Origin of the sequence: Streptomyces sp. NPDC053367, assembly GCF_044545925.1 — a bacterium.
Taxonomy (GTDB): domain Bacteria; phylum Actinomycetota; class Actinomycetes; order Streptomycetales; family Streptomycetaceae; genus Streptomyces.
Map to the genome: position 1 here is coordinate 229,942 of NZ_JBITYN010000008.1, position 19,497 is coordinate 249,438.

Genomic DNA, 19,497 nt, shown 5'->3' on the forward strand with positions numbered 1-19,497 from the left:
ATGCGTGCAACCGTGGGCGACCAGCTTGTCCAGCACGGCAGGGTGGTCGGACAGCACGACAAGGTCGGCGAGATCGTCGAGGTGATGGGCCAGGAGGGCAACCCTCCGTACCGCGTCCGCTTCGAGGACGGGCACGAGGGCGTCTGCTCCCCGGGGCCGGACACCGAGATCCGGCACAAGAAGACGATGAGCGGCCAGGAGATGCCCGGACAGCCGGTGAGCGGGCAGCAGATGGGCGGGCAGCAGATGGGCGGGCAGCAGATGTCCGACCGGCCCATGACCGGGCAGCCGATGCCGCCCGGGCGGGAGATGCCCGGGATGTGAGTCAGCGCGGGGGCAGCGCCGGCCCGGTGTAGTGGTCGGCGACCACCCGCGCCATCGCCCCGGTGTCGTCGACGGCCACCTCGGTCGCCGCGAAGAAGACGTGTCCGCGCACCTCAGCGTGCCGTTTCGCCAGGGTGAGGTGCCGGGACAGCTCCGCCGGGTTCTGCCAGGCCTGCGGCTGTCCCGCGCGGCCCGCCTTGTACAGCGCCTCCCCCACGTACAGCTGTGTGCCGGTGCCCCGGACGACCGAGGCCCACCAGGGCACGAGCGTGGCGTAGTCGGCGGCCTCGTGGCCGATGTGCCAGTACAGCTGCGGGCAGATGTAGTCGACCCACTTCTCCCGCACCCACTTGCGGGAGTCCGCGTACAGCTCGTCGTAGGACTGGAACGCCTGGGTGTCCGAGCCGCGCGGGTCGGTGTCCGCGTTGCGCCACACCCCGAAGGGGCTGATGCCGAAGCGGGTGCCGGGCCTGACCTTCTTGATCCTGGCCGCCATGTCACGCACCAGCCGGTCGATGTTGTCCCGCCGCCAGTCCGCCCGGTCGGCGAAGTCGCCGCCGTGGGTGTCGTAGGCCGCGTCGTCGTCGAAGCTCTGGCCGGGGACGGGATACGGGTAGAAGTAGTCGTCGAAGTGCACCGCGTCCACCGGGTACTTGCGTACGGCGTCCAGCATCGCGTCGTGCACGAAGTCCCGGACTTCCGGCAGGCCCGGGTCGTAGTACATCCGGCCCCCGTAGGTGACGACCCAGTCGGGGTGGCGGCGGGCCGGGTGGGAGGGGACCAGCTGTGTGAGGTCGGCGTGGTTCGCGATCCGCAGCGGGTTGAACCACGCGTGCAGCTCCAGGCCCCGCGCGTGTGCCTCCCGTACGGCCGTGCCGAGCGGGTCCCAGCCGGGGTGGCGGCCCTGCACCCCGGTCAGGTACTGCGACCACGGCTCGTACGGCGAGGGCCACAGCGCGTCGGCGGTGGGCCGCACCTGGAAGACCACGGTGTTCAGCCGGCGCTCGACGGCCCGGTCGAGGAGGGCGAGCAGTTCGGCGCGCTGCTGTGCCGGGGACAGACCGGTGACGGAGGGCCAGTCCCGGTTGGCGACGGTCGCCAGCCACATGCCGCGCATCTCACGGACGGCCCGCGGCCGCCGGGCCGCCCCCTGCGCGGCGGCCTCGCTCGATGCCACCAGGGCCGCCAGGCTCGCCACCGCGAACGCCCGCCGTGACATCCGTCCCACGGACCACACCCCTGTACGCTCCGGATCCGCCCGGTCACGGATCGCCTCCGCGCCCAGGATGCCCGACCCCGCCGATCGATCATCGATACTTCGGGGTAACGTGCACGAACGGAGCAGGGGCGGAACCCCGCCGGCCTGCCACCGCCGTACACAAGCAGCGAAAGGGACGATGTGACAGACATCGAGCGCGTCGGAGTGGTGGGCTGCGGTCAGATGGGCGCGGGCATCGCCGAGGTGTGCGCCCGTGCCGGACTCGACGTCAAGGTCGCCGAGACCACCGGCGAAGCCCTGGAGATCGGCCGCACCCGGCTGTTCAACTCCCTGGCGAAGGCGGCCGAGCGCGGCAAGATCTCGGAGGAGGAGCGGGACGCCACCCTGGCGCGGCTGAGCTTCACCACCGACCTGGGCGAGTTCGCCGACCGCGACCTCGTCATCGAGGCCGTCGTCGAGAACGAGCAGGTCAAGACCGAGATCTTCCAGGTCCTCGACCAGGTGGTGACCCGGCCGGACGCCATCCTGGCCTCCAACACCTCCTCCATCCCGCTGGTGAAGCTGGCCGTGGCGACCTCCCGCCCCGACCATGTGATCGGCATCCACTTCTTCAACCCGGCCCCGGTGCAGAAGCTCGTCGAGCTGATCCCGGCACTGACCACCTCCGAGGGCACGCTCAGCCGCGCCCAGGTGTTCGCCGAGAAGGTGCTCGGCAAGCACGCGATCCGCGCCCAGGACCGCTCGGGCTTCGTGGTCAACGCGCTGCTGGTGCCCTACCTGCTCTCCGCGATCCGGATGTTCGAATCGGGCATCGCGAGCCGCGAGGACATCGACAACGGCATGGAGTTCGGCTGCGCCCACCCGATGGGCCCGCTGAAGCTCTCCGACCTGATCGGCCTGGACACGATCGCCTCGATCGCCGACTCGATGTACGAGGAGTACAAGGAGCCGCTCTACGCCGCTCCCCCGCTGCTGCAGCGCATGGTCGACGCGGGCCGCCTCGGCCGCAAGACCGGCTCGGGCTTCTACACGTACAGCTGAGCACGCACAGTCACCGTCGCGGGCCCGGCGCTCTTCGGAGTGCCGGGCCCGCGGCATTCACACACCGTGTGCGCGGCGGGCACGCATATGCCCTTCGCACACTCTCCCCACGCGCCCACCAGGCGAGTTCACTCAACATGCGCATGCAAGGGATGTGAATCGACTACGGAAAGGAGCGGACCCGTGACCGCCGATCCCGAGCATCCCGTGGTCCAAGGGGAACTCGCAGAGTTACGACGCCGGCTCGATGTGGCCTACGCCAGAGTCGAGGGCGGGCTGACCCTGCTCACCCATCGCACCGAGGAGACCGCCAAGGAGGTGGACGAGCTGGAGACCCGGCTCACCTCCCTGGAGCACACCCGCTGGCCCCTGCCCTCGATCGCTGCCGTCACGGCCGTGGGCGCGCTCGTCGTGACGGTCTGGCAGGCGCTGGGACGCTAACGCCCCCGGGGCGGCAGGTCCTGGCCGAGCCTGAGGTGATGCAGTAACAGCAGTGCGGCCGCCATGTTGGCGGCCGGGACCTCGCCGCGGGCGACCATGTCGGGGACGAGTTTGAGGGGGACCCATTCCCTGCGGTCCGACTCGAAGTCGTCCACGGGATGACCGATGTACTCGCCCTCGTCGGCCCAGTAGATGTGGTGCCGGGCGTCCGTGAGCCCGTTGGAGGGCTCGACGCTCATCAGGTGGCGCAGGGGTCCCGGCCGCCAGCCGGTCTCCTCCTCCAGTTCCCTGGCGGCCGCGCACGCTATGTCCTCGCCGTCCTCGACGACGCCGGCCGCGAGCTCCCACCCCCAGCTGTCGGTGATGAAACGGTGGCGCCACAACAGGAGGACCTCATTGGCCTCGTTGACCACCGTGGCCACGGCGACGGGCCGCAGCCGGATCAGGAAGTGGTCGAGATGCCGGCCGTCCGGCAACGCGACATCCGCCAGATTGACGCTGAACCAGCGGTTTGAGTACACAGTTTGTTCGTTCTGCTTCGTCCACTGCACGGTTCTGCCACCTTCCGCCGAGTAAGTGGCAATATCGCAGCAGGAGCGGTCCGGCAGCAGGCACAGGGACGTCCGATGGCAGCGCGGCGGGCGCACAGGGGCGGAATGGAGCAGGCCCCCTACAGCTCGCTCAGGGGCTCACAGCGGTACGCGCAGCGCCCCGTCGATGAGTTCGGCGGCCTCCGCGGTGCCCGAGCAGCCGCTGCTCACCAGGTGCTCGCGCACCGCGCGGAGTCTGTCGCGCAGCCGCTGCGACTCCATGCCCCGCGCCTGCTCGGCCATCCGCACCGCCGTGGCCACCGCCTTGTCGGCGTTCCCCTGGCGCAGTTCGATGGTGGACAGCATCGCGAGCCGGTGGACCCGGCCCCGGTCGTGCGCGGGGTTGTCCACCGCGGCCGCCGCGTGCTCGGCCGCCGCCTGGAGCTCGCCCAGGCTCAGCAGCGCCTCCGCCACCTGGACGTTGACCAGACCCGGCTGGACATAGCCGGTCTCGTCGGGCTCGATGCCGCGCCGGATGCGTTCGGCGGCGGCCTCGGCCCGGCGGATGCAGGACAGCGCGCTCGAACCGTCACCGAGGTGGGCGTAGGCCTTCGCCTGCATCGCGTACAGGTCGGAGGCGAGGGCGGGGGTGATGTGCCTGCCCGCGGTCCGCAGCGCGGCCTCCGCGAAGGCGACCGCCTGGCGGAACTCCCGCATGAACAGCGACTGGTTGACCAGCAGCGCGATCACGTACGCGCCGAGGCCCCGGTCGCCGCTGGCCTTGGCGAGCCGCAGCGCCTGGTGGAAGTAGCGCTGGGCGAGGCCGTGCGCGTCGGAGTCGTACGCGCAGATCCCGGCGATCGCCACCAGCCCGCCGGTGGCCCGGTGCAGTTGACGGCCCGTCGCGTCGGTGTAGCCGCCGCGCAGCAGCGGGGCGGCCTCGGCGTTGAGGAAGCCGACGATCCGGCTGCGCGTCGCGACCCCGCCGGCCTTGCGGTACATCTGCTCGTAGTGCGTACGGGCCGCCCGCAGCATCTCCAGATCGGCCGGGGTCACCCGGTGCCGGCCCCCACGCGAGACGTCGACGTCCTCGGGCGGGTTCTCCCACTCCCACACCGGCATCACCGCGGGCGTGCCGGTGACCGCGGGCGCGCCCAGGATGTGCGGGCGCTGCTGCTCGTCGGAGCGCCACAGGGCGGTGGCCCGCTCCACGAACCCCGACAGCGTGCCGGAGTGCAGGACGGTCGGCTCGCCGGGGACGCCGAGGCCGATGTCGTCGAGCGTGACCGGCCGGTGCAGCCGGGCCGCGAGCACCTCGCAGATCAGGTCGGGCACCTGTCCGCGCGGGCGCTGGCCCTTCAGCCAGCGGGCCACGGCGGTGTGCTCGTACCGCAGTGCCAGGCCGCGGGCGCGCCCGGCCTGGTTGACGTGTGCGGCCAGCCCGGCGTGCGAGACCCCGGCCTCGTCCAGGATCGCGTCGAGCAGTGTGTTGGGCTGCATTGGGTGCCCCCCCGGTGGCTCGGTGCCCGACAGCGTAGTGGGTTCGCCTTCACACGGGGTGTGAACGGAGTGCGCGAATCCGTACCGTGTGCGCGCTGTCGCGGAGAGTTCCCGGCCGGTTGACTGGGGTGCCTCGCAAGAGGCCGGCCGGGCCGCCGGCTCCCCCTCGTACAGTGCGGCGGCCCGCTTCCCGCCGTCCGCCCGGCTGCCTGCCCGACACTCCGTGGCGGGGCGGACGGCGACGCCGGCCCGTGGGGCTGGCTGTGGTTCGTCGGCTGCCGGTGCGTGGTCGCTTCTCGCGCCCGCGCGGCGGAGCCGCTGACGTCAGCGCCCCGCGCCCCTGGGGTGCTCGGACCGGCCTTTCGGAGCCGGTCGAGTGTCCTCAGGGGCGCGGGGAACTGCGCGAGCAACCACGGCCGACCCGCAGCCGGGGTACTCGCGCAGCCCCCACGGCGCTCAGCCGCGCAGCACAGCCCCGGTGCGCTCGCCCGCGAGGGCGACCGCGGCGTCCCGTGCGGCCGAAGCCTCGTCCACGGTCAGCGTGCGGTCACCGGCGCGGAACCGCAGGGCGTAGGCCAGGGACTTGCGCCCCTCACCGAGCTGGTCCTCGTTCTCGTACACGTCGAACAGCCGGATGCCCTCCAGCAGTTCACCCGCGCCTTCGCGGAGCGCGGCCTCGACCTCGGCGGCCGGGACCGGCTTGTCCACGACGAGCGCGACGTCCTGCGTGGCGACGGGGAAGGTGGAGATGCTCGGCGCCTGCGGCACACCGTCGCCGGCCCGCTCCAGGGCGTCCAGGTCCAGCTCCGTCGCGCAGGTGCGCGCGGGCAGACCGAAGGCCTTCACCACACGGGGGTGCAGCTCGCCGGCGTGGCCGACGACGACCTCCGCGCCGTCCACGACGACCGCGAACTCGGCGCACCGGCCCGGGTGCCACGGCCCGTACGCGCCCTTGCGGACGACGAGCTCGGCGCCCGTCTCACGTGCGACGGCACGGCCGGCCTCGACCGCGTCGGCCCAGTCGGCCGGGCGGCCCTTGCCCCACCAGCCGGCCTGCTCGCGGGCGCCCGCGAGGACGACGGCGACATGGCGCGGCTGCTCGGGCAGCACGGCGTTCAGCGAGGCGAGTTCCTCGTCGGTGGGCCGGCGGTCGACCGGCAGGTGCCCGGCGACGCCCTGCTCCTCGCGCGGCTGGAACACCAGCCCCGTCTCGAAGAGGGCGAGGTCGTGCGAACCGCGGCCGTCGTTGCGCCGCAGCGCGGCCAGCAGGCCGGGCAGCAGCGACGTACGGAGTGCGGGCTCCTCGTCGTTGAGCGGGTTGACGAGCTTCACGACGCGGCGGGCCGGGTCGTCGGCCTCCAGGCCGAGCTGGTCGAAGACCTGCTCGCTCACGAACGGGTAGTTCGGTGCCTCGACGTAGCCGGCGCCGGCGAGGGCGCGGCCCACGCGGCGGTGCAGCCGCTGACGGTGGGTGAGGCCACGGCCGGACGGCGGCTTGGGCAGCGTGGAGGGCAGGTTCTCGTAGCCCTCCAGCCGGATGACCTCCTCCGCCAGGTCGTTCTTCTCCATCAGGTCGGGCCGCCAGGACGGGACGGTGACGACCAGCTCGTCCTGCCCGTAGACGTCGCAGCCGATCTCCTGGAGGCGGCGCACCACGGTCTCCCGGCCGTAGTGCACACCCGCGACCTTGTCCGGGTGGTCGGCCGGGACGGTGATGGTGTGCGGCGCGGACGGGGCGAGCACCTCGGTGACACCCGCGTCGGCGGTGCCGCCGGCGAGGAGGACCAGCAGGTCGACCGTGCGCTGGGCGGCGGCCGCGGCGGCGGCCGGGTCGACGCCCCGCTCGAAGCGGCGGGAGGCCTCGGAGGACAGCTTGTGGCGGCGGGCCGTGCGCGCGACGGCGACCGCGTCGAAGTGCGCGGCCTCGATCACCACGTCGGTCGTCGCGTTCTCCACGTCGTCGTGATCGGCGATCTCGGTGTTGGCGCCGCCCATGACGCCCGCGAGGCCGATGGGGCCGCGGTCGTCGGTGATGACGAGGTCCTCGGCGTGCAGCGTGCGCTCCACCCCGTCGAGGGTGACGATCTTCTCGCCCTCGGCCGCGCGGCGGACGCCGATGGTGCCCTGGACCAGCTTGCGGTCGTAGGCGTGCAGCGGCTGGCCGAGCTCCATCATCACGTAGTTGGTGACGTCGACGGCGAGCGAGATCGGGCGCATGCCGACCTTCTGCAGCCGGCGCTGGAGCCAGATCGGGGAGCGCGCCTCGGGGGTGAGTCCGGAGACGGTCCGGGCGGTGAAGCGGTCGCAGCCGGCCGGGTCGGTGACCTGGACCGGGTAGCCGTACGCGTTCGGGGCCGGTACGTCGAGCAGGGCCGGGTCGCGCAGCGGCAGGCCGTAGGCGATGGCGGTCTCCCGGGCGACGCCGCGGATGGACAGGCAGTCGCCGCGGTTGGCGGTGACGGCGATGTCCAGCACCTCGTCGACCAGCTCCAGCAGCTCGACGGCGTCGCGGCCGACCTCGGTCTCCGGCGGCAGGACGATGATGCCCTTGGTGCCGTCGTCGCCCATGTTGAGCTCGTCGCTGGAGCAGATCATGCCGCGGGAGATCCGGCCGTACGTCTTGCGCTCGGCGATCTGGAAGTCGCCGGGCAGCACGGCGCCGGGGAGGGCCACGACGACCTTGTCGCCGACCTGGAAGTTGCGGGCGCCGCAGATGATCTCCTGCGGCTCGCCGGTGCCGTTGGCCTGGCCGACGTCGACGGTGCAGAAGCGGATGGGCTTCTTGAACTCCGTCAGCTCCTCGATGGTGAGGACCTGGCCGACGGCCAGGGGGCCCTTGAGGTCGTGGCCGAGCTGCTCGACCGTCTCGACCTCCAGACCGGCCGAGATGAGCTTGGCCTGGACGTCACGGCCGGTCTCGGTGGCCGGCAGGTCGACGTACTCCCGCAGCCAAGAAAGCGGGACCCGCATCAGATCTCCATCCCGAAGGGCCGGGTGAACCGGATGTCACCCTCGACCATGTCTCGCATGTCTTCGACGTTGTGGCGGAACATCAGCATCCGCTCGATGCCGAACCCGAAGGCGAAGCCGCTGTACTTCTCCGGGTCGACGCCGCAGGCGGCCAGCACCCGCGGGTTGACCATGCCGCAGCCGCCGAGCTCGATCCAGCCCTCGGAGGAGCACGTGCGGCAGGGACGGTCGGGGTTGCCGACGGACTCGCCGCGGCAGACGTAGCACACCATGTCCATCTCGGCGGACGGCTCGGTGAAGGGGAAGAAGTTCGGCCGCAGCCGGGTCTTCATGCCCTCGCCGAACAGCGACTGGACCATGTGGTCCAGGGTGCCCTTGAGGTCCGCCATGGTCAGGCCCTCGTCCACGGCGAGCAGCTCGACCTGGTGGAAGACCGGGGTGTGGGTGGCGTCCAGCTCGTCGGTGCGGTACACGCGGCCGGGGCAGATCACGTACACCGGCAGCTCGCGGTCGAGCAGCGAGCGGATCTGCACCGGGGAGGTGTGGGTGCGCAGCACCACGCCCGACTCGGTGCCGCCGTCGGGGCCCTGCACGAAGAAGGTGTCCGCCTCACCGCGGGCCGGGTGGTCCGGGCCGATGTTCAGGGCGTCGAAGTTGAACCACTCGGCCTCGACCTGGGGGCCCTCGGCGACCTCGTAGCCCATGGCCACGAAGATGTCCTCGATGCGCTCCGAGAGCGTGGTGAGCGGGTGGCGGGCGCCGGCCGGGACACGGTCGTACGGCAGCGTGACGTCGACGTCCTCCTCGACGAGCACGCGCGTGTCGCGCTCCGCCTCCAGCTCGGCCTGGCGGGCGGCGAGGCCCTTGTTGACGGCGCCGCGGGCCTGGCCGACCAGCTTCCCGGCGGCGGCCTTGGCGTGCGGGGGCAGGGCGCCGATCTCGCGGTTGGCGAGCGCCAGCGGGGAGGTGCCGCCGGTGTGGGCGACCTTGGCCTCCTGGAGCGCGTCGAGGGAGCTCGCTGCGGCGAAGGCGGCGAGCGCCTCGTCCCGCATGCGCTCGATCTCTTCCGGTTTCAACGCCTCGACCTCGACAGGGTCGTACGACTTATTCGGTGCCGACATCTCTTCCCGTGCTTCCGATTGGCTGGCTGGAGGTCCCCGTCACCGACTCATGGACTGTGCGTCACGGGTTTCGGGACACAAAGGTGCCAAAGGCCGAGTCTAACGGGGGGAGGGGGTACGGATGCGCCCGCGGGTCACTGGGCGAGATACGCCGGTGCCGCCACGGGCAACGTAAATCGGAACTCGGCGCCGCCGGCGGGGGCGCGGCCGACCGTGATGGTGCCGCCGTGGGCCTCGACGATGCCCTTGACGATGTAGAGGCCGAGCCCGGTGCCGCCGCGCTTGCTGCCCCGCCAGAAGCGGGTGAAGACGCGGTTCATGGACTCCTCCGGGATGCCGGGGCCTTCGTCGCTCACGGTGACCGACGTGGCTGCGTTCTCGTGGCCTTCCCCCTCGCGGGGGGACGGGGCGGGCCTGACCTCGATCGTGACAGTTCCCTCACCGTGCCGCACGGCATTTTCGAGGAGGTTGCCGAGCACCTGGTCGATCTTGTCGGGATCGGCCCACAGGTCGGGCAGCGGCTGCTCGACGCGCAGCAGGAACCGGTCGGCGGGCTGCCCGGCGGCGACGTAGGCCTGGATGTGCCGGCCGACGGCGGCGCCGATGTCGACGGGCTGGCGGCGCACCTCCAGGCGGCCGGAGTCGATCCGGGAGATGTCGAGCAGCTCGGCGATGAGCCGGGTGACGCGGTCGGCGTCGGCGTCGACGGTCTCCAGCATCAGCCGCTTCTGGTCGTCGGTGAACCGCTCCCATTTGGCCAGCAGCGTCGCGGTGAAGCCCTTCACCGAGGTGAGCGGGGAGCGCAGCTCGTGCGCGACGGTGGCGATCAGCTCGGCGTGGCTGCGCTCGGTGCGGCGCCGGGCCTCGGTGTCCCGCAGGCACACGACGACGCGCCGGACGGGTCCGGTGGGCTCGTCGCGCACGTAGCGGGCGGAGACCAGCACCTCGCGGGCGCCGGGCAGCAGCAGGTTGCGCTCCGGCTGCCGGGTCCGTATGGCGAGCCCGCCGTAGGGGTCGGTCAGCTGCCACCAGCGGCGGCCTTCGAGGTCCTCCAGCGGCAGCGCCTTGTCGAGGCGGCGGCCGAGGGCGTCGGCGGCGGACACGGCGGTGATGCGCTCCGCGGCGGCGTTGAAGCAGATCACCCGGCCGTGCTCGTCGGCGACGACGAGCCCCTCGGGCAGGTCGTCGGGGTCGATGCCGAGCCCGGTGGGGGCGTCCCGGCGCAGCTCGGGCGGGCGGCTCGCGTCATCCGCTCCGGTTGCGCTGCCCGTGCCGACGCTCATATCCCCGTATCCCACCTCTCGGACGGCATGGAGGTGCCTCCCCGCTCGACGAGCGCAGCCGAGAGCTCGGGGGAGGGCCCCGGGCAGGTCACCCTACTAGCTCGCGGTGACGGAGCGGCAGCCTCCGGCCGCGCGCTGTGCACGGGCGGAGGCATACAGGCATACGGCCGCGGCGGTCGCGAGGTTCAGCGACTCGGCCCGTCCGTGGATGGGGACGCGCACCACGGCGTCGGCGAGGGCGCGGGTCTCCTCGGGCAGGCCCCATGCCTCGTTGCCGAAGATCCAGGCGGTCGGCCCGCCCATGGTGCCCTTGTCCAGCTCCTCGTCCAGGTCGCGGTCCCCCGCCCCGTCGGCGGCGAGGAGACGTACACCGGCCTCCCGGAGCCCGGCGACGGCCCGCTCGACCGGCACGCCCACGGCGACCGGCAGATGGAACAGGGAGCCCACGGAGGCACGTACCGCCTTGGGGTTGTACAGGTCGACGGACGCGTCGGTGAGGATCACCGCCTCCGCCCCGGCGGCGTCGGCGCAGCGCAGGACGGTGCCCGCGTTGCCGGGGTCGCGGACGTGGGCCAGCACGGCGACCAGCTTCGGCCGGGCGCGCAGGATGTCCTCGAAGGGCGTGTCGAGGAAACGGCACACGCCGACCAGGCCCTGCGGGGTCACGGTGGTGGAGATGTCGGCGATCACCTCCTCGGAGGCGAGGTGGACCCGGGCGCCGGCGTCACGGGCCTCGCCCACGATGTCCGCGTACCGCTCCGCGGCCTCCAGCGTCGCGAACAGCTCGACGAGGTTGTCGCCGTACGCCGCCGCCTCCCGCACGGCCTGCGGCCCCTCCGCGAGGAACAGCCGCTCCTTGCCCCGGAAGTTCCGCCGGGCGAGCCGCCGGGCGGCCGAGACGCGGGGGGAGCGGGGGGAGATCAGCTCGGGGCTGGCGGGGGGCATGTGGTTCTTCACCTTCGTCGACAGGTACCGGACACGGCAGGACCCGCAGACCGTGCCGGTCTGCGGGTCCCTTCAGTCACGTCGGCTCAAGGCCGGCGCGGCGTCACGCAGCCTTGGGGGCGTTGACGTCGCTCGGCAGCGCCTTCTGGGCCACCTCGACCAGCGCGGCGAACGCGCCGGCGTCGTTCACGGCCAGCTCGGCGAGGATCTTGCGGTCGACCTCGACGTTCGCGGCCTTCAGACCCTGGATGAAGCGGTTGTAGGTGATGCCGTTGGCGCGGGCAGCGGCGTTGATGCGCTGGATCCACAGCTGACGGAAGTCGCCCTTGCGCTTCTTGCGGTCGTTGTAGTTGTAGACCAGCGAGTGGGTGACCTGCTCCTTGGCCTTGCGGTACAGGCGCGAACGCTGACCGCGGTAGCCGGAGGCCTGCTCGAGGATCGCCCGGCGCTTCTTGTGGGCGTTGACTGCCCGCTTGACGCGTGCCACTTGTTAACTCCTTGTAGCGGGGCCGTGGTTGTCCTCACACGGCCCGGAAACGATTGGGTCCCGGTCTAGAGGTGCTTCAGGCGCTGCGCGCCCGGCCTCACTTGCCGAGAAGCTTCTTGATCTTCGCGGCGTCGCCCGGGGCCATCTCGGCGTTGCCGGTGAGGCGACGCGTCACGCGGGACGACTTGTGCTCGAGCAGGTGGCGCTTGCCGGCGCGCTCACGGAGCACCTTGCCGGAGCCGGTGACCTTGAAGCGCTTGCTGGCACCGCTGTGCGACTTGTTCTTCGGCATAGCGCCGTTCTCTCCTCGTCGGTGGCGCTCCGGTGCCCGGTCACGAAAACCGGGCACGGTGGAGCGTCGCTCTTGTTTCGGTTACATCGCCTGGGGACGGTGTCCCCCGGGATCACGCCTCGGTGGAAGCCTCGGCCTGAGCCTCGGCGTTCGCGGCGTCGGGGTCCGCGGCGTTCATCGAACGACCGGGGTTGGCCTTGGCCTCCGCCTTGCGGGCTTCCTGCGCCTGACGGGCCTCGGCCATCGCCTCGGTCTTCTTCTTGTGCGGACCGAGGACCATGATCATGTTCCGGCCGTCCTGCTTCGGGTTCGACTCGACGAAACCGAGGTCCTGGACGTCCTCCGCGAGACGCTGCAGCAGTCGGTAGCCCAGCTCGGGCCGGGACTGCTCGCGACCACGGAACATGATCGTGATCTTGACCTTGTCGCCCTGCTTGAGGAACCGGACGACGTGACCCTTCTTGGTGTCATAGTCGTGCGGGTCGATCTTCGGCCGGAGCTTCATCTCCTTGATGACCGTGTGCGCCTGGTTCTTGCGCGCCTCACGGGCCTTCATGGCCGACTCGTACTTGAACTTCCCGTAGTCCATGAGCTTGCACACGGGCGGACGGGCGTTCGCCGCGACCTCGACCAGGTCCAGGTCGTACTCCTGCGCAAGCTCCAGTGCCTTGGCCAGGGGGACGATGCCCACCTGCTCGCCACTGGGACCGACAAGTCGCACCTCGGGAACGCGAATCCGGTCGTTGATGCGGGGCTCGGCGCTGATGGATCCTCCTCGGTAGCACCACGCGGCGGTCTGGCGGACAGCCGCGATGTCTGTTTTCGTAAGACCTAACCGCGCCGAGACACAAAAAATGCCCCGGACGATCACAGGCGGGGCTCCAAAGCACTACCGGAGCACCGCCGCGATGACTGCGGGGCGCGCTTTCGGGCGACTCCATCGTCCGTACGGAACGATGGTGGCCGCCTGACCGGATGACCCGCCGTCCCGGAGGACGGTCAGGTGGGAGATCGGAGCCTCCACTTGTGGGCTGCACACGTGAGTGTCCAGCCGGTCGTTACACAAGGTTAGCAGCTACCCCGGGGTGGTGCGAACCGGGCTGCGGCGGGGCCTATCGTGTGGGGCATGAGTGAGACCTCTCCAGACACGCCCGCCTACGACGACATGACCCGCGACATCGCGGAGGTGCCGGCGGTCGAGGTGATCGTGACGGTCGCCGTCAACCTGATGAGCGCCGCCGCGGTGAAGCTCGGCCTGACCGAGGAGGGCGACAAGTACAAGGACCTGGACGAGGCCCGCAAGCTGGTCACCGCCCTCGCCGGCCTGCTGGACGCGAGCACGACCGAGATCAGCTCCTTCCACGCCGCCCCGCTGCGCGACGGCCTGAAGTCGCTCCAGCTCGCCTTCCGTGAGGCGTCCGTGGTCCCGGACGAGCCGGGCCAGGGCCCGGGCGAGAAGTACACCGGGCCGGTCTACGGCTAGGTCACGCTCACGCGCGCACGAAGAGGGGCTCGCCGGGTGGCGTGGCCTCGGCCGGCAGGACTGCCAGGTCGAGACCGCGCACCAGGCGGGCCCTGAGTGTTTCGTCGGCGGCGAGGCGGCGGGCCACCGCGTGGACGCCGGTGTCGCTCGGCACGGCGGGGTCGACGACCAGGGCGAGGGTGCCGTCGGCCCGGCCGCTCGGGCCGAGGTAGGCGCGCAGCAGCACGCCGCTCGCGTCGGCGACCGCCGCGCGCACCGCCTCCACGACCGCGGGGTCCTGCAGCGGGTCCGTGCTGGTACGTCCCTCCGCGAGGGCCAGCAGCAGCGGGCCGGTCAGCTCGAACGGCACCGGGCCCGCCAGGTCCAGCACGACCGTGTCGGCCTTCTCGTGCGCGGCGGCCTGGAGCGCCTGGTGCAGCGGTACGGCGACGGGGCGGGCCTCGGGGTCCCAGCGGGCCAGCGACTCGGTCGAGGTGAAGGCGGGGAGCGCGGTGCGGTGGCCGGCCTTCAGGGTGGGCACGGCCATGTCGCTGGTCTTCTCGCGGCGCAGGCCGTTCTCGTCCTCCTCGACCTCGCCGAGCACGGCGACGACGGGGACGAGGAGCCTGGCGCCCTTGAGGGCCTCCAGTACGGGGGCGACGGCCGTGCGCTCCTCGGCCCAGGCCGCGAGGGCCGCGCTCAGCCGGGGGTCGGCCGAGCCGTCGTCGTCGCTGAAGCCGGGGTCGGGGATGTTCTTGTTCACGTGTCCGACCTTATCGGGGGCGACGGGGGTGCCTTCTCGCCGTGGGGGGGAAGCGTCCGTCCGCGGGTGCGGGCCGTTCGTGGCCGCTCGCGCCCACGCGGCGGAGCCGCCTGCCGACGAAGCCCCCGCCCCTTCAGGGCACCTGTCTGCGGCCGCGCCAGAAGACCGCGGCCATCACCAGCAGGACCGCTCCCACGCTGCCCGCCAGGGGGCCCGCCCAGTCGGCCGGGCCGTCGTCCGGGCCGGCCGGGTCGGGGCCGTCGCCGAAGTACCGCGCGCCGTACGACGCCGCGCGCAGGTCGTCCCGCTCGAGCGCGTCGGCGGCCTCGACGGCGGCGGCCGGGTCGATGAAGCCGTAGCCGCGGGAGTCGTCGCGGCCGCCCTGCGGGGAGTTGCGGGCCGTCTGCTCCAGGAGCTTCTTGATCTGCGCCGGGGTCAGGTCGGGGTGGGCGGACCTGACCAGGGCGACGGAGCCGGAGACGAAGGCGGCGGCGGCGCTGGTGCCCCAGCCCTTGTAGTACTTGCGGTCGGGGTTGGCGATGATGACGTCGACGCCGGGGGCGCTGACGGTGGCGTACCAGCGGCGGGTGGAGAACGAGGCGCGGGTGCCGAACTTGTCGACGGCCGTGGCGGCGATGACACCCGGGTAGGCGGCCGGGTAGGAGATGTGGTCGCCCTTCTCGCCGCCGTTGCCCGCGGAGGCCACGACGACGACGCCCTTGCTCAGGGCGTACTGCACGGCCTCGTCCTCGGCCGCCTCCGGGTGGGCGGACTCGGAGTCGTCGCCCAGGGAGAGGTTGATGACGTCGGCGCCGTGGTCGGCGGCCCAGCGGATGCCCTCGGCGAGGGCGTTGGCGCGGGTCTTGCGGGCCCTGCCGCGGGCCGGGTCGCCGTCCTCCAGGATCACCCGGACCGGGAGGATCTTCGCCTCGGGTGCGATGCCCATGACGCCGTCGGCACCGCCGGAGCCGTGTCCGTGGCCGGCGATGATGCCGGCCATGTTGGTGCCGTGGCCGGCCCAGGCCGCGTCGCCCTCGCCGGCACCGAAGCCGACCATGTCCTTGCCGCGCAGGACGTTCCCGACGAGGTCGGGGTGGCCGGCGTCGACACCGGTGTCGAGGACGGCGACGGTGACGCCCTCGCCCTTGGTGGTCCGCCAGACCTCGTCGGCGTGCAGGGCCTCCAGGGCCCACTGCTGGGCGCGTATGGCGTCGGCGTGCGCGACGGCGGGCGGCACGAGGGCGACGGAGGCGGCGAGGAGGCCGCCGAGGAGCGCGGTCCTGGCGGTCGTACGGCGGATCATGACGGCTGCTCCGTGGCCGTGGCGGCGTGTCTGCGCAGGGCGCGCTCGATGCGGTCGGCGAGGCCCTGGGCCTCGTGGCCGAGGCCGGCCTGCGCGGGGTCGGCCGTGGCGTCGGTGCGGGTGGCGTCGGCGGCGGGCTGGGGCTCGTCGACCGGGCGCGCGTCGGCCCAGCCGGAGACGGCGTAGACGACGACGGGGGCGTCGGTGAGCACCGACACGGTCCAGGCGGCGCGCTGCCGCGGGCCGAAGCCCTCGGCGACGGTGCCCCGCGCGGCGTACGGGCGGGGCATCAGGTCGGTGCGCCCGGCGAGGCCCCCGCTGTCGAACTGCCGGTCCAGGGAGCGCATGGCGGGCGCGTCGGCCTTGGTGAACAGCAGGCCGACGGTGGTGACATGGCTCTGGGTGGCGTCGGTGTACGTGGCGCGCAGCAGACGCTCGCAGCCGACGGGGGCGAGGGCCTTGCGCAGCAGCGGGTCGAAGGCGCCGGCGCAGCCGGTGTCGGGGGCGACGGCGATGCGGGTCCAGGTGCGGTCGGCTCCGCCGGGGCCGGCGCCGGTGCCCTGCACGGTGGGCGGGAAGAGGTCGTCGACCGGCACGTTGTGCCACAGGTCGCCGGCCGCGGTGAAGGCGCTGCGCTCGCGTTCCTCGGTGGAGTCGCCGACGAGCCAACTGCCGGTCACCGCGCCGCCGATGAGTCCGGCGCCGAGCACGACACAGGCGGCCGCCGCGACGGTGCGCGCCCGGCCGCGGCGGGCCCGGGCCCGCTCGTCGTACGACTCCGGCATCTCGGGCTGCCCGAAGGACACGACGGGCCGCCCGGAGGGGTCGCCCCAGGCGAAGGGCGCCTCGGGGTCCGGGCCGGGGTCGTGGGGGTACGCGATGGGGGGCATCGGCGGGGGGAGGTCGGGGGCGGCGGGGGGCTCTGCGGGGACGGGACGCAGCCGGGTGGTGGTCTCCTCGGGCACCTCGTCCGGTGCGCCGGTGCCGGCCGGAGGCGAGTCCGGGAAACGGGCCGAGGCGGCGGGCGGAGGCGGGGCGGCCCGCCCCGGTCCCCCGGCGTCCGCGCCCGTGTGCAGGCGCACGTCCCGCGACCGTGGGAAACGGGTCGCCGGTGAGCCTCCGGCGGCCTCACCGGGGCCGGCCTCGGCGGGTCCTGCCGCCGTGCCGCCGTCCGCGCCCGGTGCCGAGACGGCGCGGTCGGCCCCGGGGGCGCCCGGGCCGGTCGGCGTGGGGCGCACGAGGCGCTCGCGTTCGCGTTCGCCACGGGTGGGGGGCGGGATCGGAGCGGGGGGCCGCGGGGGCGGGGGCGGGGCCGTCGGTGCCGGTGGGGCCGTGGGGCGCGGGGGGACGGGGGCGCGCTCGGCTTCCGTGCTCATGCACCCCCCGTTTCCTCGTGCCGTGCCGGCGTTTCCTCGTGCGTACCGGTGCCCGTACGTGCGCGTCACTCTACGGGTTGGCCGGGCCCCGGGGGGAACCGGTCCACGAGCCGGAGGCATCTGCCCGGATCGTCCCCCTACCCTGCGGTAATCCTGTCTGGCAGGCTGCGTCCATGACTGCGCGCGCCGCCGACCGGGCCCGTTACGACCGGGCCACCGCCCATCTCGACGCCCCCGTCGCGATCGTGGATCTGGAGGCCTTCGACGCCAACGCGGACGACCTCCTCCGGCGGGCCGCCGGGAAGCCGGTCCGGGTCGCCAGCAAGTCCGTGCGCTGCCGGGCGCTGCTGGAGCGGGTGCTGGCCAGGGACGGCTTCGCGGGGATCATGTCGTACACGCTCGCCGAGTCGCTGTGGCTGGCCCGGTCCGGGTTCGAGGACGTGCTGCTGGCCTACCCGTCGGCCGACCGGGCCGGATTCGCCGAGCTCGCCTCCGATCCGAAGCTGGCCGCCGCGGTGACCGTCATGGTCGACGCCCCGGCACAGCTCGACCTGATCGACGCGGCCCGCGCCGGCGGACGCGAAGTGGTGCGGGTGTGCCTGGAGTTGGACACCTCGCTGCGGATGCTCGGCGGGCGGGTGCGCGTCGGCGCCCTGCGCTCCCCGTGCCACTCCCCCGCCCAACTCGCCGAACTGGCACGGGCGGTGACGCGTCGGCCGGGTTTCGAGGTGGTCGGGATCATGGCGTACGAGGGTCATGTCGCCGGTGTCGGCGACGCGGTGGCCGGGCGGCCGCTGCGGTCGCGGGCGATCCGGCTGATGCAGGCCGCGGCGCGGCGGGAGCTGGCCGAGCGGCGGGCCGCGGCCGTGCGGGCGGTGCGCGCGGTGGTGCCGGGCCTGGAGTTCGTCAACGGCGGCGGCACGGGCAGTGTGCAGCACACCGCCGCGGAGGACGCGGTCACCGAGATCGCGGCCGGGTCGGGGCTGTACGTGCCGCGGCTGTTCGACAACTACACGTCCTTCAGCGGGCGTCCGGCCGCCCTCTTCGCGCAGCCCGTCGTACGGCGGCCCGGTGTCGGTGTCGTGACCGTGCTGGGGGGTGGCTATCCGGCCTCCGGTGCGGCGGGCCCGGACCGGCTGCCGGTGCCGTATCTGCCGGAGGGGCTGCGCTACGACCCGCAGGAGGGGGCCGGCGAGGTGCAGACGCCGCTGCTGGGCTCGCCGGCCGACGATCTGCTGATCGGCGACAAGGTGTGGTTCCGGCACGCGAAGGCCGGTGAGCTGTGCGAGCGGTTCGAGACGCTGCACCTGGTGGAGGGGGACCGGGTGACGGCGACCGTGCCGACGTATCGGGGTGAGGGGCGGACGTTCCTCTAGTCCGGCCCCTCGGGCGCCGGGACTGTGGGGTGCCGGGCCCCTCGGACGCCGGGACTCCGGGACTCCGGGGTGCCGGGACCCTCGGGCGCCGGGGCCATGGAGCCAAGGAGCCAAGGAGCCACGGGACGTCAGTCGGTCGGGCCCACGCTCGTGCCCACGCCGCCGCCCGTGCCGGCGTCGCCGACGGGCCGGATGCCGTCGGTGATCAGGTCCATGTCGCTCAGGGGCGGCCCGTCGTCACCGGCGTCGAAGGCGAAGCGGACGACGACCGGGGAGCCGATGCCGACGGTGGAGGGGAACGCCAGGGACTGCACATAGCCGCCGGGTCCGACGGCGGTCCGTACGTGCCAGCGCACGAAGTAGCCGGCCCGCCCGGCGACGGCGACCGGACCGGCCGCGACCTGCCGGTGCGAGGTGATGCCGCCGAAGGGCCGCTGGTCCAGCCGGTTGCGGCCGTAGACCTCCTCGGCGGCCTCGGCTATGTCGGCCCTGGCGAGGGCCTCGGGGGTCTCGCCGTCGGCGCTCACCGTGCGCGAGCTGACCTGGCCGTGCCGGCACCTGCCCCAGTCGCCGGGGCAGTCGTAGGTGCCGTCGTCCGTGGTCATGACGACCGAGTGGTCGGTGACGTACTCGGGCGGGACCCAGCCCTCGGGCAGCGGGAAGGTGATGCCGTTGAGCGCGTCCACGACCACGGACGGGTCCTCCTCGACGGGGTCGGGCTCCTCGGTGGTCGGGGAGGGCGGCTCGCTGGTCGGAGCGGCCGTGGCGTACGTGCTCGGCGAGGGGCCGGCGGGGGTCTCGCCGCCGTCGCCGCCGCTGAGCACGATCGCGCCGGTGGTGATCGCGGCGACCAGGACCGCTCCGGCCACGGTCAGCGCGACCGCCCGGGTGCGCCCCGGGCCGCCGCCGGAGGGCAGGGGGACGGTCACCGGCGCCACCGCCGCCTCGGGGGCGCGCCGGTGCTCGGTCCAGGCCGTGCCGTCCCACCAGCGCTCCAGGTGCGGGGCGTGCGGGTCGGGGTACCAGCCGGGCGGTGGTGTCATGCTCACACGGGCACTCTAGGC

Annotated in this window: 18 protein-coding genes and 1 pseudogene; 5 read left to right on the forward strand and 14 right to left on the reverse strand. The window is 73.1% G+C overall.

Translation table 11 applies throughout. From position 1 onward, the window contains the following. Positions 1–192, forward strand: a pseudogene (locus ACIGXJ_RS23425) (DUF1918 domain-containing protein); the annotation flags it as partial. Positions 193–325: 133 nt separating this feature from the next. Here ACIGXJ_RS23425 and ACIGXJ_RS23430 read toward each other — a convergent pair. Continuing rightward, a complete protein-coding gene (locus tag ACIGXJ_RS23430) occupies positions 326–1,543 on the reverse strand; it encodes a glycoside hydrolase family 10 protein (protein WP_399649095.1) in 1,218 nt (405 codons plus the stop codon). 180 nt (positions 1,544–1,723) lie between these two features. On the opposite strand from ACIGXJ_RS23430, the gene ACIGXJ_RS23435 reads away from it, so the two are divergent. Then, positions 1,724–2,584, forward strand: a complete 861-nt coding sequence (locus tag ACIGXJ_RS23435; protein WP_399648585.1) for a 3-hydroxybutyryl-CoA dehydrogenase — start codon at positions 1,724–1,726, stop codon at positions 2,582–2,584. A 183-nt stretch (positions 2,585–2,767) separates the two neighbouring features. Next, positions 2,768–3,025 (forward strand): hypothetical protein, encoded by a 258-nt coding sequence (locus ACIGXJ_RS23440; RefSeq protein WP_399648588.1) that lies wholly within the window; start codon positions 2,768–2,770, stop codon positions 3,023–3,025. On the opposite strand, the gene ACIGXJ_RS23445 is transcribed toward ACIGXJ_RS23440, so the two are convergent. From ACIGXJ_RS23445 to infC, 9 genes are all read right to left on the reverse strand, one after another. Next, entirely contained in the window at positions 3,022–3,576 is a 555-nt protein-coding gene (locus ACIGXJ_RS23445) for an NUDIX hydrolase (protein ID WP_399648590.1), read from the reverse strand. The genes ACIGXJ_RS23440 and ACIGXJ_RS23445 overlap by 4 nt on opposite strands. 138 nt (positions 3,577–3,714) lie before the next feature. Beyond that, entirely contained in the window at positions 3,715–5,055 is a 1,341-nt protein-coding gene (locus tag ACIGXJ_RS23450; RefSeq protein ID WP_399648593.1) for a transcriptional regulator, read from the reverse strand. Positions 5,056–5,511: 456 nt separating this feature from the next. Then, entirely contained in the window at positions 5,512–8,025 is a 2,514-nt protein-coding gene (pheT, locus tag ACIGXJ_RS23455; protein WP_399648595.1) for a phenylalanine--tRNA ligase subunit beta, read from the reverse strand. Continuing rightward, complete coding sequence (gene pheS / locus ACIGXJ_RS23460) at positions 8,025–9,146, reverse strand: phenylalanine--tRNA ligase subunit alpha (protein WP_399648598.1); 1,122 nt, start codon at positions 9,144–9,146, stop codon at positions 8,025–8,027. The genes pheT and pheS overlap by 1 nt, the downstream gene beginning before the upstream one ends. 134 nt (positions 9,147–9,280) lie before the next feature. Continuing rightward, entirely contained in the window at positions 9,281–10,429 is a 1,149-nt protein-coding gene (locus ACIGXJ_RS23465; protein WP_399648600.1) for an ATP-binding protein, read from the reverse strand. Positions 10,430–10,525: 96 nt separating this feature from the next. Then, positions 10,526–11,374, reverse strand: a complete 849-nt coding sequence (locus ACIGXJ_RS23470; protein ID WP_399648603.1) for a TrmH family RNA methyltransferase — start codon at positions 11,372–11,374, stop codon at positions 10,526–10,528. 103 nt (positions 11,375–11,477) lie between these two features. Then, the gene (gene rplT, locus ACIGXJ_RS23475; protein WP_004002577.1) at positions 11,478–11,861 is read right to left on the reverse strand and encodes a 50S ribosomal protein L20; all 384 of its coding nucleotides are present in this window, start codon (positions 11,859–11,861) and stop codon (positions 11,478–11,480) included. Positions 11,862–11,958: 97 nt separating this feature from the next. Further along, positions 11,959–12,153: a 50S ribosomal protein L35 gene (gene rpmI, locus ACIGXJ_RS23480; protein WP_004933563.1), complete on the reverse strand. Its 195-nt coding sequence runs from the start codon at positions 12,151–12,153 to the stop codon at positions 11,959–11,961. Positions 12,154–12,265: 112 nt separating this feature from the next. Further along, positions 12,266–12,919: a translation initiation factor IF-3 gene (infC, locus tag ACIGXJ_RS23485; RefSeq protein ID WP_399649098.1), complete on the reverse strand. Its 654-nt coding sequence runs from the start codon at positions 12,917–12,919 to the stop codon at positions 12,266–12,268. A 360-nt stretch (positions 12,920–13,279) separates the two neighbouring features. Between infC and ACIGXJ_RS23490 the strand changes: the two genes are divergently transcribed. After that, positions 13,280–13,636 (forward strand): DUF1844 domain-containing protein, encoded by a 357-nt coding sequence (locus ACIGXJ_RS23490; RefSeq protein ID WP_399648606.1) that lies wholly within the window; start codon positions 13,280–13,282, stop codon positions 13,634–13,636. Positions 13,637–13,643: 7 nt separating this feature from the next. Here ACIGXJ_RS23490 and ACIGXJ_RS23495 read toward each other — a convergent pair whose 3' ends face one another. The 3 genes from ACIGXJ_RS23495 to ACIGXJ_RS23505 form a co-directional block, all read right to left on the reverse strand. Then, positions 13,644–14,378, reverse strand: coding sequence for an SseB family protein (locus ACIGXJ_RS23495; protein WP_399648609.1), 735 nt, complete (start codon positions 14,376–14,378; stop codon positions 13,644–13,646). 133 nt (positions 14,379–14,511) lie between these two features. After that, the gene (gene mycP, locus ACIGXJ_RS23500; protein ID WP_399648612.1) at positions 14,512–15,681 is read right to left on the reverse strand and encodes a type VII secretion-associated serine protease mycosin; all 1,170 of its coding nucleotides are present in this window, start codon (positions 15,679–15,681) and stop codon (positions 14,512–14,514) included. Beyond that, on the reverse strand, positions 15,678–16,763 hold the full coding sequence (locus tag ACIGXJ_RS23505; RefSeq protein ID WP_399648614.1) for a hypothetical protein: 1,086 nt from the start codon (positions 16,761–16,763) through the stop codon (positions 15,678–15,680). The genes mycP and ACIGXJ_RS23505 overlap by 4 nt, the downstream gene beginning before the upstream one ends. Positions 16,764–17,230: 467 nt before the next feature. On the opposite strand from ACIGXJ_RS23505, the gene ACIGXJ_RS23510 reads away from it, so the two are divergent. Then, positions 17,231–18,433: an amino acid deaminase/aldolase gene (locus ACIGXJ_RS23510; protein ID WP_399648617.1), complete on the forward strand. Its 1,203-nt coding sequence runs from the start codon at positions 17,231–17,233 to the stop codon at positions 18,431–18,433. Between the two features lie 128 nt (positions 18,434–18,561). On the opposite strand, the gene ACIGXJ_RS23515 is transcribed toward ACIGXJ_RS23510, so the two are convergent. Then, the gene (locus tag ACIGXJ_RS23515; protein ID WP_399649100.1) at positions 18,562–19,476 is read right to left on the reverse strand and encodes a DUF2510 domain-containing protein; all 915 of its coding nucleotides are present in this window, start codon (positions 19,474–19,476) and stop codon (positions 18,562–18,564) included. Positions 19,477–19,497 lie beyond the last annotated feature (21 nt).